The 14283-nt window shown below is 44.5% G+C and carries 16 protein-coding genes; 7 read left to right on the top strand and 9 right to left on the bottom strand.

Translation table 11 applies throughout. From position 1 onward, the window contains the following. The 4 genes from BJP37_RS04360 to BJP37_RS04350 form a co-directional block, all read right to left on the bottom strand. On the bottom strand, positions 1-1363 hold a 1363-nt coding region (locus tag BJP37_RS04360; RefSeq protein ID WP_075896776.1), incomplete at its 3' end, for a zinc ribbon domain-containing protein. A 146-nt stretch (positions 1364-1509) separates the two neighbouring features. Next, positions 1510-1851: a hypothetical protein gene (locus BJP37_RS35605; protein WP_143727462.1), complete on the bottom strand. Its 342-nt coding sequence runs from the start codon at positions 1849-1851 to the stop codon at positions 1510-1512. 61 nt (positions 1852-1912) lie between these two features. Next, complete coding sequence (locus BJP37_RS04355; RefSeq protein WP_229415192.1) at positions 1913-3121, bottom strand: M4 family metallopeptidase; 1209 nt, start codon at positions 3119-3121, stop codon at positions 1913-1915. Between the two features lie 326 nt (positions 3122-3447). Beyond that, the gene (locus BJP37_RS04350) at positions 3448-3954 is read right to left on the bottom strand and encodes a hypothetical protein (protein WP_075896772.1); all 507 of its coding nucleotides are present in this window, start codon (positions 3952-3954) and stop codon (positions 3448-3450) included. A gap of 539 nt (positions 3955-4493) precedes the next feature. Here BJP37_RS04350 and BJP37_RS04345 point away from each other — a divergent pair. From BJP37_RS04345 to BJP37_RS04320, 5 genes are all read left to right on the top strand, one after another. Continuing rightward, entirely contained in the window at positions 4494-5216 is a 723-nt protein-coding gene (locus tag BJP37_RS04345) for a hypothetical protein (protein WP_075896770.1), read from the top strand. Positions 5217-5787: 571 nt separating this feature from the next. Further along, complete coding sequence (locus BJP37_RS04340) at positions 5788-6654, top strand: DUF1350 family protein (protein ID WP_075896768.1); 867 nt, start codon at positions 5788-5790, stop codon at positions 6652-6654. Positions 6655-7004: 350 nt separating this feature from the next. Continuing rightward, complete coding sequence (locus tag BJP37_RS04330; RefSeq protein WP_070391199.1) at positions 7005-7208, top strand: DUF8624 family small hydrophobic protein; 204 nt, start codon at positions 7005-7007, stop codon at positions 7206-7208. Further along, complete coding sequence (locus BJP37_RS04325) at positions 7201-7710, top strand: GNAT family N-acetyltransferase (RefSeq protein ID WP_075896766.1); 510 nt, start codon at positions 7201-7203, stop codon at positions 7708-7710. Before BJP37_RS04330 ends, BJP37_RS04325 begins: the two co-directional genes overlap by 8 nt. 45 nt (positions 7711-7755) lie before the next feature. After that, on the top strand, positions 7756-8514 hold the full coding sequence (locus BJP37_RS04320) for a HEAT repeat domain-containing protein (RefSeq protein ID WP_075896764.1): 759 nt from the start codon (positions 7756-7758) through the stop codon (positions 8512-8514). A 306-nt stretch (positions 8515-8820) separates the two neighbouring features. Here BJP37_RS04320 and nblB read toward each other — a convergent pair whose 3' ends face one another. From nblB to murG, 5 genes are all read right to left on the bottom strand, one after another. Next, complete coding sequence (gene nblB / locus BJP37_RS04315; RefSeq protein WP_075896762.1) at positions 8821-9483, bottom strand: phycobilisome degradation protein NblB; 663 nt, start codon at positions 9481-9483, stop codon at positions 8821-8823. 84 nt (positions 9484-9567) lie between these two features. Next, a complete protein-coding gene (locus tag BJP37_RS04310) occupies positions 9568-10035 on the bottom strand; it encodes a CBS domain-containing protein (protein ID WP_075896760.1) in 468 nt (155 codons plus the stop codon). 191 nt (positions 10036-10226) lie between these two features. Then, positions 10227-10640: a DUF4351 domain-containing protein gene (locus BJP37_RS04305; protein ID WP_075896758.1), complete on the bottom strand. Its 414-nt coding sequence runs from the start codon at positions 10638-10640 to the stop codon at positions 10227-10229. Positions 10641-10770: 130 nt separating this feature from the next. Then, entirely contained in the window at positions 10771-11493 is a 723-nt protein-coding gene (locus BJP37_RS38450) for a glutathione S-transferase family protein (RefSeq protein WP_075896756.1), read from the bottom strand. A 460-nt stretch (positions 11494-11953) separates the two neighbouring features. After that, positions 11954-13018 carry an undecaprenyldiphospho-muramoylpentapeptide beta-N-acetylglucosaminyltransferase gene (gene murG, locus BJP37_RS04295; RefSeq protein ID WP_075896754.1) on the bottom strand — a complete coding sequence of 355 codons (1065 nt, stop codon included), beginning with the start codon at positions 13016-13018 and terminating at the stop codon, positions 11954-11956. Between the two features lie 130 nt (positions 13019-13148). Here murG and BJP37_RS38445 point away from each other — a divergent pair, with 130 nt between their 5' ends. Then, positions 13149-13304, top strand: coding sequence for a hypothetical protein (locus BJP37_RS38445; protein ID WP_158069410.1), 156 nt, complete (start codon positions 13149-13151; stop codon positions 13302-13304). Between the two features lie 50 nt (positions 13305-13354). Next, entirely contained in the window at positions 13355-14182 is an 828-nt protein-coding gene (locus tag BJP37_RS04290; RefSeq protein WP_075896752.1) for a nuclear transport factor 2 family protein, read from the top strand. Positions 14183-14283 lie beyond the last annotated feature (101 nt).

The following is a 14283-nucleotide window of genomic DNA, read 5'->3' as shown; positions in this document are numbered from 1 at the left end:
AATCCCCCAAAATCCCATAAGAGGTTTTGGTTTCTAGCCAACGAATCGCACCCTTATCCGTACCTCTGCTAAGAATATTTCTGGCAGCATTGTAGTCAGCCTGTAACACGACCCCATCAAATCCGGTAAAGTTGTCCCCAGTCCTTTTCCCAAGAAGGGTTCCATTCCTAGAGTCAACTTGCGACGTGTAACTAGGTTGAACTTCTGTCACAACCGAGCCAGTCCAATTAGCCCATTTCTGTAATGACTCTCTCAGCTCTCCTTTCATCCAACTATTGAGCTTACGAGACAGAGGTTTGGACTGGCGTTTATTTCGGATTGGTTGTGTTAAATCTGAGGCCGTAGGCCACGCTACGCGAACAGCAAATACTTTTAATGACTCACCATTAAAAACAGACTTGGAGGCTGCTCCTATGATGGCTTTAATCTCTGATTGGTTCTGCCTATAACGCTTATTTTCTGTTTTTCTAGCTAAATTGTTTTTTAATACCCGAGCAGACTTCACTGGGTCTATTTTTTCGAGCTTTCTGTGGAGTGCCCAGAGTTTTCCTCTCTTTCTGTTTTTCTCGCAGATACGATCGGATTTTTGGGTGGCTGCTTTGCCTAGTCCTTTTCCATGGGTCTGGCCGTCTGAATCATAAAAAGCCTCGGTGTATCCTTTGTCTAGCCCTATGCTGCGACGTTCAGCAGGGATTCTAACATTGCCATGATCTCCTAAAAAGTGAACCTCAAACTTTGGCAATAATTGATTGTATATTAGTCTAATCTGACCTTTGATTTTTCGATTAGACTTGACGATTATTTTATTTCTTTTTCCTCTAGTAAGGCCAGCTAATTCTAGCTGGTAAGTATTTTGATAAAGTCTCTTACAGTTATATCCTACTTGTTGATAGACTATTTGATTTTTGACCCAAGAATGTCCTCTATGAAATTGTTTTCTAACAAGTCTATGAAGGAGTGGATTTTTTAGAAAAGCTAAGGTCTTAAGCTGCTTGCAAAGTTCTTTCCTAGTCTTTTGATCTTTTTTCCCAGAAAACCTTTTGTAAATTTTTTTGATAACTGCATCGATACAGGCAGCTTGTTGAGCTGTAATGGCTTTCGCTACATCATTGATAGTCCAGTCCATTAATTTGGCAGGCAGCCCCAAGGTATCGGGAGTTCTAAAACTTTTTACTTCCGGAATAGCCTTTTTCCAGTCTAATCCCCAATAGTTGATGCTTCCTAGCTTGTTGTAAGACTCAGCCCGAACAATGCCCAGCTTTTTCATAGTAGATAGTAACTCAGCCTCAACCGATTCAGTCATCCCTACTACTGGGACAATCTGAGTTGATATCTTCTTTGTTACTCCTACTTTTTTGGGCATCATCAACTAGGGTGTCTTCTTTCCTCAGTATACTCTAGTGCTAGAAAAATGTCAATGTCGGTTTTATACCGTGAAATACTGTTTTATCCCTATTTATTAGGGTTTGATTGCGAGACTACTAAAATCTTGCACTATTCTGATTAATTCTAGATTAATCCTAGGGTGGGCAGTGGGGAAAAACGCGATTGGCCGTTGGCCACGCTACGCGAACGCAAGTGGGCAGTACAGATTAATCCTAGCCTTGCGTCAGTCTTCTTTTGAATAGGAGTAGAGTGGGCATCCTGCCCGCGCCAAAATCTAAGGAACGGGCAAGATGCCCATTCCACCCAAGATGCCCATTCCACCTCAGTCTTAAAATCATGCCATATCGTAGGGTGGGCAGTGGCTAAAAACGCGATGTTCCGTTCGCGCAGCGTCTGGCACTGCCAGTAAGGAACCGCTACGCGATTGGCCGTTGGCCACCCTACGCGAACGCAAACTGGCTGCATCGGTAACAGCCACTGCCCACCCTACAAGGGAAGAACTGGTATTTTATGTTTTGGCTACTCCCTAAGAGGGGGTGAAGAAAGACCTGATAAAGTCTGGCGCACCTGCGGCGCATCCTGGGGGTTCGGGGGGTTGAGGGGTCGGAGGCTGTTCAATAATCTCAACACCTACCTCTTCCCAACCTTTACGGACAGCTTTTTGTTCCAGGCTGCCAACACCAAATCGGTCTCCTGCCACCTTGTATGTCTCTCTGGCAGCATCCTCAAAATCTGAGGTGGAACCCAGCTTATCCCTCAAAGTCAGATACCAGATCCAACCGGCCTTGTCCCAAGCGTATCCACCAATGTCCAGAGCAGCAATGTAGAAGGCTCGGTTGGGGATACCAGAATTGATATGAACCCCACCATTATCTTGAGACCCGGTGTAGATGTCTCTCATATGACCTGGTTGAGGGTCTTTACCTAGTCTGGGGTCGTTATAAGCACTCCCTGGTTCTTTCATGGAGCGAATGCCTGTAGCATTGACATTCTCAGTAAACAGACCAGCTCCAATCACCCAATCCGATTCACTAGCAGTTTGGTTGAGTGTCCGTTGCTTAACTAGGATTCCGAACACATCAGCGAAGTGTTCGTTGAGAGCACCTGGTTGATTCCGATAAACCAGTCCCGCTTCATATTGGATCACCCCATGGGTCAGCTCATGGCCAATAATATCGATGGCGATGGTAAAGCGATTGAAGAGTCTCTCCTCTTCTGGCAAATCTTCATCCCCATCCCCATAGGTCATCTGTTGACCATTCCAGAAGGCGTTGTCAAAACCCCGCCCATAATGAACCGTTGAGGTCAACACCATCCCGCGATCATCAATCGAGTTCCGCTCGTATATGTCACGATATAAATCAAAGGTGGCTCCAGAACCATCGTAGGCTTCATCCACTGCTGTGTCACCTGTGGGAGGGTCTCCTTCCCCCCGGACTTCACGGCCAGGTAAACGAGTTTGGTAGTCTGCATGGCAGATCACCCGTTGTTTGGCTGCTCCTTCTTCTCGGGAACTGGGTCGTGTGGAGAAGTCAGCTAATTCCTGGCGCACTCCACGGAACTGACCAGATTCCACTAGGGCGCTCAATGCCCGTTCTCGCTGTATAGGGCTTCCCTGTTCTGAAACTTCCCGCAGCATATACGCCGGAACTATACAGTGCAGAGGGTTGTGGTGGTGATGGTGGTGATGGTGGTGATGGTGGTGATGGTGGTGATGGTTTATCTTGGTAGACATAGTATTATTTAAGTCTTTTTGCTATTACTATGATCGCCGTTGCTAGGGCAGGTTTTTTGTCAAGTTTTATTGCCAGAAGCAACACCTTGGAAGCCTTGCCAGCCACTTTTAATCATAGCGAAGTCAACTCAAAACAGTTTCTGATTTATAGCATTGCTTAATGGTAGGATGATTGAGTCTGTTTTATCTTGCCTTACTTCCAGTCTCTTCACCCTGTTTCAGAGTTTCATCAATCATCCCCCCAAATGAGCAACCCCTTTATCTGTGGTGTCTCGATTGAAAAAATCGATACCCAAATTAGCATTATAGGTTAGATTTCCGAGGGTTTAACTTTTTGATACAACAATCGTTACAATATAGTCGGATTGTATTATTTTTTCCTGATTAGTCATTGGCAAGGGTTCAACATTTTTTAATGTCATGGAATAGCCATCAAAATTTTTAACAGCTAAATTGTCTTGGGCTGCTCTGAGGGTTAACTCAACCTCCTCTGGTTTTGAGTTCTCCTTGACAACCTCGAAGGCAATGGTGACTTGTCCTGGTTGCACACAGACTACATCAGCTGGGCATCTGGAATCCTCCACTATATCCAGAACCTTAACTTGCATCGTTTTCGATTCCATTAATGCCATCTGATCGATCTGGAGTTTAATCTCTTGATTTAAATCCGCCTTAACCAAATTTTCTGTTGCTTGAATCTCTTGATTTAAATCCGCCTTACTCACATTTTCTGTTGGTTGAGTACAACCGACGATCATCGGTTGAATCAGACTACAAATGATAATCAGTTTGATGAACCCTGAGACTAAAGCTAATCCTTTCAATTTCGTCATGATTGACCACCCCAAGTCTGTTTAACTGTAACCTTTTCGCCCCTACTAATTGTACCTTACTAATTTTAGATGATTTTCTCTTAATTGACACAATAAGAGACAGAAAAATCCTCAATATCTTAACCGTGAATGTAATCCGATGGTAACCATTCAGCCCCGTGAATCAGCTATCAGCTAGTTATTATCAGCGTAACATAACTGATAGCTTCCAAACCGGGTCACGAAAAAGTGCCCTATTTGAAAAACCGATTAGGGCTGACTCTGTTTATTGATCCAGCATTACCTAATTTTAGCTAAGACGTGAATGCTGAGGTCGGATTTGACTACAATATCTTGCGATTTATTAATTAACGTAAATTTATCAATCCAGGAACTTGCAACAATGAATTGAAATCAATTAACTGGTAACTAAGGGTAATTGCTATTCGACGATCAATACTCTTACCCATAAGCCGGTCTTGCATAGCTTGGTCACGTTTTTGAGAGCCATAGCACTTATCAAGACCAAGCTTAGATATTGTTTCAGTTTATGGAACATCATGACTAAAAGTTTGTTAAAAATTTATCCCCTTGGCCATCTCAGTCTTGCTTTGGTGGAATGGGTATTACTGGCATGGGCGATTCGCTTGTGGCGTCGCTCAACTAGTCTGGCCATGATTGTGCTGCCAATTGTGCTAGCAAGCATTAGCTATGACAATCTAGTTTTGGCCATGGGGAGCCTGATTGGTAAAGGAGATCTCCTGAAATCACTGAGTATGGTACGCTTCCTGTTACACTTCTTAGTGGTGCCCCTATTTATTGTAATTGCTGTTGAGCTAGCTCACCGGGCTGGAGCAGTTTGGGCTAATACAATTGTACGAGTGTTATCCTGGGTGCTTGCCCTAGGACTGGGTGGGTATGAAGTGGCGACCCACTTTGTTGGCCTAGAATTGGTTCCAGTCACCTTTGCTGGTACCTTGCGCTACACAGTGGCGGAAGTGAGTGGTCCACCAATTGTAACAATTTTGGTCAATTTGTTCGTGCTGCTGATTGGTATCGGCATCTGGGTAAGGCTGAAATGGCCATGGCTATTTGTAGGAACCTTGGTTGCCCTAATTGGCAATGCTGTACCAATCTCTAGAGTTGGCACCCTCGTCGGTAGTGCCTCTGAATTCGTCATGGCTCTGAGTTTGCTGTTAACTGAGCGGCGGACACAGTTTGTCCGTGCCCAACTCGGCTCAAGTGAAAAGACAATGAAGGTTGAAGGTTGGGTTGAAGGGTGAAGGTTGAAGGTTGGGTTGAAGGTTTAAGGTTGAAGGTTGGGTTGAAGGTTTAAGGTTGAAGGTTGGGTTGAATGTTGAAGGTTGAATGTTGGGTTGAATGTTGAATGTTGAAGGTTCAAGGTTGGGTTGAATGTTGAAGGTTCAAGGTTGGGTTGAATGTTGAAGGTTCAAGGTTGGGTTGAATGTTGAAGGTTCAAGGTTTAATAACCTGAAAGCTGAAAGCTGTAACCTCTAAGCTCTAACCTGTAACCTTCAACCTGTAACCTGCAACCTGCAACCTGTAACCTTCAACCTGTAACCTTCAACCTGTAACCTGCAACCTGCAACCTGTAACCTTCAACCTCTAACCTTCAACCTCTAACCTGTAACCTGTAACCTTCAACCTGTAACCTTCAACCTGTAACCTGTAACCTTCAACCTCTAACCTCTAACCTTCAACCTCTAACCTTCAACCTGTAACTTTCAACCTCTAACCTCTAACCTTCAACCTCTAACCTTCAACCTGTAACTTTCAACCTTCAACCTTCAATCTGTAACCTGCAACTTACTTATCCTTAAAGATATTACTGCCATGAATACCGAATTTAAATTTAGACCAATTCCCTTTGCTTGGGTTGCTATCCATCCCAAGCCGATAGGTGTTGTTCAATTGATTGGTGGTGCGTTTTTCGGAAGTTTTCCGACAATTTTTTACCGGTATATCGCCAAGCGATTATTTGAATCAGGTTATACCGTTGTTGCCAGACCGTTTAGATTTACCTTCCGCCATTGGCCTGTAGCAATTGGTTTGGTCAAAGAACAAAAAGCCCTATTCAATGGAATTTTTGAAGAAGCAAAAAAATTGGGCTATGAGTACAGTATCTATGAAGAAGACCCCTCTGCCAGAGGGAGTAATTATTTTTGGTTAGGTCACAGCCTAGGAACAAAATATATCGCACTTTTAGAGCTTTTAAGTGATTTGGAGTTCAAAAAAGTTCAGGGAATTCTGGGAAATTGTGTGGGTAAAGATCAAGAGAAGCAGATTGAAGATAGCCTCAAAAACGCTGAGATAAAAGATATTTCTTTGATCAATCAACCCTCTGTATTAATGGCTCCTGTTATTAGTGGTACCCGTAGTGCAGTTCCTGTTCCATTCATCGCTGATTTAGTAGACAGACTTGGTTTCGGGGTGTTACCCAAACCCAAACAAACCTATTGCTTGATTAAAAATAGCCGTTTATTTAATCTTACTGCTTTAATTAGCTTCAGTAAGGATAAGATTGCTCAAGAAGCTGGAACGGTACGTTGGCTACAACAGAATTTACCAAATAATCCCTTTCCACTCATTGATGAGAAACTTCCTGGTAAGCATTTGACTCCCCTCGGTTGGCTCCGGGGAAATGATCAACTTGCGGATACGGTTATTCAAGTTATCACAAAACTAGCTGATCGAGTCTAAGGGAGCAGGGAACTTCGGATCAGGGAATAGGGAACAGGGGGAAGAGTATCGGAAGTGTGGGAAGTGTGGGGAGATGGGGAGATGGGGAGATGAGGAGATGAGGAAGGGGTCAACCTACAACCTCTAACCTCTAACCTCTAACCTCTAACCTCCAACCTGCAACCTCCAACCTCCAACCTTCAACCTCCAACCTCCAACCTCCAACCTCCAACCTTCAACCAAATAACCTCCAACCAAATAACCTTCAACCAAATAACCTCCAACCTCCAACCTCCAACCGCTAAAAGCTGTCCCATTGTAGTAAGATGGAAAAAGTAAAGAATTGTTAAAATCAACGAACCATTAAATTCATGGCTATTTTTCGTCAGTACATTGCTCCCCTACTGGCACTACTAGGCTTCTTAATTGCCCTGTTGGCAGTCAGTTCTCGGATCTTTTTACCGAACGATATGCTAGCCCCTGCACCGATTGAAGACGTTGACGCTGCCAGCATTCAAGCACCAGTATTCGCTCAGCTGGTTGTTAACCAAAATTTGGCGAAAATTGGTGAGTAAGCCATTGTTAGCAGGCTACCAGCTACGCCTGGGAACGGGACGAGAACGGGCAATTTTGGTAAATTTCATGGAGTTAACTTACCAAGAGCTTTTTCCGGAACAAAATGATTTTTCTCACCTGGCGAAGACTGTTAAACAGTACTTTTCCAGAGAAACCCCCCTGTGGTGGGTTACAGTAGCAGATGGGAAGGTTTCTAGGAAAGGCTCTATTATAACTCATCCCTTGCCGGTGGGTTGTCTGTGGATGGGCAATGGGGTTGATCAGGTAAATGGCGATCGCTATACTTATATCTTTTTACTTTACGTCATGCCAGCACACCGCCGTCAAGGCATTGGTTCAGCACTGATGCAGCACGCTGAAGCTTGGGCAAGGGCAAGAGGCGATCGCCAACTTGGATTACAGGTGTTTCAATCGAATCAAGTCGCTTTGAACCTTTACCAGCGACTGGGTTTCCGCACCCAATCTCTGTGGATGGTTAAACCATTGCACAGAAAATACTAATTATGAAACTGGTAGAATCAGGCAAGATAAGGTAGGTTATCAGGCATGTATGAAGATGATGATCTGAGTTTATTGGATAATACGGCTTTACTAGAAAGCCCTTTAGATGACATAGAGCCGATTGAAGATGAGTTAGAAGCTTCCAAACCTGATCCAGAGGAAATGCTGGCTCTGTTAACGGCACCGGAAAGCCAACAACGGATGCTAGCAGCTCGTGCCTTTTGTGAGTTGCAAGATGAGCGAGCAATTCCCCATCTGATTAACCTGTTAAATGATGTTTGTCCCTTGGTGCGGGTAAGTGCTGCCTATGGTCTAGGGCGCAATCCCAGTCCCACAGCAGTAAAGCCTTTGATTGACCAGCTAACCGTTGATTGGAACGGTTATGTCCGTAAAGGGGTTGTCTGGGCATTGGGGAACTGTCGCGATCGCCGTGCTTTAGCGTCTCTAATTGATTCCCTAAAAACCGATATTCCTGCAGTGCGTTTGTGGGCAGCTAGTGCTCTAGCGCAAATGGCAGAGTTAGATTATGAAGAAGTAATCGCATCAATTCCGCCCTTGATTACTGCTTTAAGGAAAGACCCAGTAGCAGCAGTGCGCAGTAATTGTGCTTGGTCTATCGGGCAGCTGTGTCGGGAATTGCCCTCCAATGCGGTTTACGCTGGTGCTATTGATGCTTTAATTGAAGCAATTGCTGATGATCAAGACCTAGGGGTACAAGAAGACGCCAAAGCTGCCCTCTTGAAAGTGGGAGACCCCCGTGGACTTCAGATGATTGAAATGATTGACATGGAAGGGTTTTTGTAAGTTGGCATGTTATAGCCCCTGGGCGCGGGAAGTCTGGGGAGATGGGGAGATAGGGAGATAGGGAGATGGGGAGATTTTACAAGGGTAGGTTTTGAGTACGTACTTTCATTAGCTAGAAACTCCTCAATATATGTATTAAAATATGTATCAAAATACACAATCATTTCCGGGGTAATTCTGCCCATTTCCCGCTTCTGACGACTCCCGACTCCCGACTCCCGACTCCCGACTCCCGACCCAAATGTAAAAAACCTACCCCTGTGAGCCCCTCTCCCCACAGTCTTCTTCCTATTCCCTGTTCAAGCCTTATGCTTGTAGCCCCTCTTGCGCTACACTAGCCACCTGCTCAACACTGTCATTAGCTAATGTTTCTAGGACTGCCTTAGCCTCTTCTCCTCCCAGATTAACCAGTGCCTGTACTAACCGGTAACGAATTTGCCAGTCGGAATTAGTGGCAAAGGGAATCAGCAGAGGCACAGCCCGGGGGTCTCCCAATTCTCCTAAGGAACTAATGGCGGCGGTTTGGATTAAACTGGTATCGGATTTGAGAGCATCTTCTAAAAGTTGAAATGAACGGGGTTCACCTAGTTCCCCTAAGGCAGCAATAATACTAAATTTAACGATCCACTCAGTGGTTTGGTTATAGATTTGCTCTAAATCATCATAGGCTTCGGTGAGCTTTAAGGCACTCAAGGAATCTGCTGCTGCTGCCTGAACATCAGGTTCTGGATCATTGAAAAGGCGATCGCGTAATAGGGTCAAAGATACGGTTAAATCATGATGACCTAAGGTATGGAGCTGGCTCACTGCGCCATATCGAATCCGAACATTGTTATCGTTAACCAAGGGTTGAATTAGCTCAAACGCCACCGATGGTTCAAGCTGGCGTAGTTGGTTTAATCCTCTAATGCGGTGGCCAAAATCCGATGAATTCAGCAGCTCTTCGACAGATTCACGAGTAACGCTCATGGGTATTTGATCTATATCTCGCCAAGACTCAACTTACCATGTTAGTTGTTCACCGTGAACACTATTTGGGATAGAACAGTTTCCTTAATTCTGTAACTTAGCTGCCATAGCGCGGACAATATCCCCAGAGGTCAGAATTCCAATCACTTGCTCTGCCTCATCTGTTACTGGTAAATGGTGGATTGATTTTTCCTGCATCAACTTAGCCGCTTTCCGTAAGGGTTGATCGGGTTTGATGCTCATGGGATGACCAGTCATTACGTCCCCAGCGGTTTGTCCAAGTGCTTTATGGAGTTCTTGGTCATAACGGGCAGGATTTTCTAAGTAAATCACGCTGTCGAGAAACATGATATAGACTGGCGGTTCTACTCCTGTCTCCTGCCACAGCAAGTCAGTTTCTGATATCACTCCCACCAATTTGCCTGCTTCATTAACCACCGGCAAGCCACTGATGCTTTGTTCAGCAATAATTTTGATGACTTCCTTGATCGGTGTTTGGGGCTGCACCACGATCGGCTCGCGGGTCATGACTTCAGCAACGGTTTTGGCCATAGTTGGGTTTTTAAGGGTTTTGAATGGTTTAGCAGGTGATAACTTTATTCTCCCACTGCCCTTGTCTAGAAGGTGACACAAGTCTGAAAACTTTATTGTTCATTAAGCTTTTACCGTAAGCTTTGACCGCAGCAAAGGCAGCGTGAGTAGTCTTCAGCTTAGATCCCACCCACCTAATACACAAACCCTTCTCAACCATAAAAACGATCAAGCCAACCCTCCAAGTCGGCCATACTAGAAAACGCGATCGCATCTATACTCAGAGATTCAATTTGTTCCAAAGATAGTGCTTCAATTTGCTCCTGTCTCTGAGGTGCCAGCTTAGAGAGTCCTTCCCACCTCAGAGCATAGTCTTCGGTTTTCCAGGCGAGTTGTGCCAGCAGGATAGACACCGCTGCTTCTCGTCGGGCTTCGAGTTTAGCTTCGTTAATAATTTCTTTGAGGTGACCCCCTTCTAAAGACTCAGGAAGCTCTTTGGCCACTACTGTTGCGTTTTCGATTATTGTATTACCGAGTCGAATATCGTGATAGGCTTCGTCTTCGTTTTCCGCTTCAAATTCAGTTTCGTAATGAACGATCATCCAATACCGTTTCACTTCTGTCATCGCAAATGCCTCCCATTGTCTCCATATTGATTCTGAATTTCTGCTAGATTACACGACTTGGCCACTTGAGGAGGTGACAACAATAATACAATAGAATTATAGATTCAAACACAAATTAAGTGACTCTCGATTAAGAAGGCAAATAATCTGGAAAAAACTCCTGTTTCATCCGTTGACAATATTGACAGAGATTTTTGAATTGAGATACGCGATCAATAATCATACTCTTGAAAGGAGGTAAAATTATGTTTGCAATATAACCATAAGCAGTTGCATCTAAAGTGGTCGGTTTATCCCCCATAAAAAATGGTTTATCTGCTAAATAATCAGACAGGGCTTGAAAATCAGCATTAATAATTTGACAAATTTCCTTCTCGGAGTGACGACCCATTCCCTGTCCATAAATCTGATTAGAAATGGACTTTCGCACCTGTTGGAAAAACTGTTCCGATTCTGGTGTCGAGCTTCCATCAAAATAGAGATTCGTTAATGCTTGTTTGTATACTTGCCAGTTTTCTTCAATGTTCATACTAATATAAACCTCTCCCCAATACGTATTTTCTTTCAGCATCCGCCGAAAAGCTAAGGATATTGCTTTTTCGGTTGAGGTCAAATCGCGGTCAGGATCTATGCCCTCTTTTTCCTTAAGCATCTCGATAATTAGGGTAGAGTCGCCGATCAGTTTTCCTTCATAGTCTATAAACGGAATTTTGCCGGGAGCTTTAGTCAAGTCCTTAGGAATCTCTATCTCGTAAGCAATATTAGCTATACGCAGCCAAGTTTCTAATTTCATACAGGGGGGACTAAGGCTCGGTAATCCCCATAAAGGTGGTGCCTTATACAAAGTAATCATAACAGTCAATTTGGTTCGATATTACCAATAACTATTATAGCAATTATACGACTTGTGAGGTACAAATTTCTGGTTTTTAGGGAGCAGGGAGCAGGGAGCAGGGAGCAGGGAGCAGGGAGCAGGGAATAGGAACCCACCCCTAACCCCTCCCAGGAGGGGAAGAGGTGAAAAAGAATGTGTACCTCATAGCTACGAAAAACGCTATATATATAATGAATGGGAAAATGATAATAATTTATTAAATTAATCTAGTCATTATCGAATCAAAACCTCTAATATAGCCTACAGTAAATTTTGGTTTTTTTTGCAATTATTTTCTTTATATTACTCGGGTTGAGCAATTTTTATTATATAAAATAAAATAAAGCACTTTTTAACCTAATGAGATACACATAATTTTTCTCTTTCCTCTTCTCTGCTCCCTGCTCCCTGCTCCCTACTCCCTTTCCCATTTAATATTTCATTTTTCAACTAACTCACGAACTAGAGAAGCTAAACGCTTTCCACTATCCCTAATCGCAAGACTAGCTGCTTTTTGTTTGATCTGTTCTAACCTAGTTGGTGACTTGAGTAAAGCCAGCACCTCCTGTTCTAATGTTTCGTGAGTCAACTGGTCTTGACGAAATACTAAAGCAGCACCAGAATCCTTAAAGCTAGCTGCATTGAAAGCTTGATGGTCTTCCGCTGCATAAGGGTAGGGAATCAGAATCGCTGGTGTTTCAGTTATCGCTAGCTCCGTTAAGGTTCCGGCACCAGCACGGCTAATGGCTAAGTTTGCCCGTTGCAGTAATGGTGCCATCTGGTCATAAAAGGGCATAGACAGGTACTGAGGATGGCTCAGGGTGTTCGCCTCTGGGTCTTTTTCTCCAGTTAAATGAACAATCCAAGCACCGGCTTCAAACCAGAGGGGAGCACATTGGCGCACTAGTTTATTCACTGCCACTGCTCCTTGGGAACCCCCAACCACCACAATCAAGGGTACCTCTGGTGGAATCGGGAGTTCCAGTGCCTGAGTCAGTTGAAAACTATCGCGCACTGGTGTACCAACGGTTACAGTTTTAATCCGGGGTAGGTACTTGGAAGCGGCTTCAAACCCTAGGGCTACAGTATTACAAAAGGGACTCAGCCAGCGGGTTACTTTTCCGGGAATAGCGTTAGATTCATGTATAATGGTAGGTAGACCCTGCCACCGTGCTGCCATAATTGCAGGTCCAGCGATGTAACCCCCAGTGGTAAAGACACCATCAAATTTACCCTCTCTCAGCAGTTGCCGCACTTGCCAAATTGAACTGACCAGGCGGGTAACAATGCTTAGAGTACCGAGACCGAAGCGTTGTTGAAAGCCTTCTACGGCAATGGTGTGCAGGGGGTAGTCTGGTGGTAGCAAATCATTTTCGATGCGGTCAGGAACACCAAGCCACTCGATAGTGTAATTGGGTAAGTGTTGGGCTACTGCGAGGGCGGGAAATATGTGTCCCCCCGTACCACTAGCGGCAATCAGCAATCGAATGGGTGACTTAGACACGGCTATTGGTCTCCTTTATCAATTGGGTGAGGGACTTTTGTGTTGGGTTAATGGGAATCGGGAGTCGGGAATCGGGAGTCGGGAATCGGGAAGTCGGAACAAATCCTTGCTAAAACCCTAGCAGATGAAAATGTTGAGATCACGACTGTCTGGACTAGACATAGGTTATCAAACTAGATTTGATATCATTGGTGAAACGTTGATGGTTGATTGGTTAGTGGCCTTAGTCCAAGGGATTACCGTTTCTCCAATCACCAATTATCAATTACTAATTACTAGTTACTAGTTACCAGAATTACCAGTTACCAGTTACCAGTTACCAGTTAACGATTACCAATGACCAATCCAGCAACCTTACTGCAACGACTATCCCAGTCTTTTACTACTAAAGTCAAGTCTATGTCTTGGGACTGGTCAGTATTTGTACTATTAACGGCAGGGTTGACCCTCGGCTCTCCTCTGAAAGCCGAAGCAGATAGTCCGGAAACGGCACCGCCTCAGCTTAAAGATACCCTCAGCCAAATTGATCGCTTCGCTAATAGCAAGGATGTTGAAGGGTTGCTGGAATTCTATAGCGCTAATTTTGCTAACTCCGATGGCTTAAGTCGGGATTTGATGGGAGAAGCGTTGGTTCAATTGTGGCAGCGCTACCCTGTGTTGAATTACCGCACGGAACTGACGGATTGGCAGCAAGAGGGCAACGCAATTGTGGCAGAAACAGTGACTTATATTACTAGTAACGAACAGGATGCTACTAAGACCAAATTTGAATCGACTTTGCGATCGCGTCAGCGCTTTGAAAACCAAAAAATTGTCTATTCAACCATTTTGGCAGAGCGATCGCAAATCACATCAGGAGCCAATCCTCCCAAGGTAACGGTGAAATTACCAGAACAAGTGCGTATTGGTCAGCGATTTAATTTTGATGCCATTGTCACCGAACCCCTTGGAGATGATTTGCTGCTGGGAGTAGCTATAGAAGAATCCGTCAGCCCACAGCGCTATACTAATCCCACTGATATTGACCTGGAATCTTTGGCTGCCGGGGGAATTTTTAAGGTTGGCCGAGCCCCACTGTTACCAGAAGACCGCTGGATTTCAGCGATATTAATTCGGGGGGATGGCATGATTATGATTACTCGACGGTTACATGTGGTTGAGTAATTAGGTTTGAAGGGAGTAGGGAGTAGGGAGTAGGGAGTAGGGAGTAGGGAGTAGGGAGTCGGGAGTAGGGAGTCGGGAGTAGGGAGTCGGGAGTAGGGAGT

This window comes from Moorena bouillonii PNG (assembly GCF_001942495.1).
Lineage (GTDB): Bacteria > Cyanobacteriota > Cyanobacteriia > Cyanobacteriales > Coleofasciculaceae > Moorena > Moorena bouillonii.
This window is presented reverse-complemented; position numbering and strand designations above follow the sequence as displayed.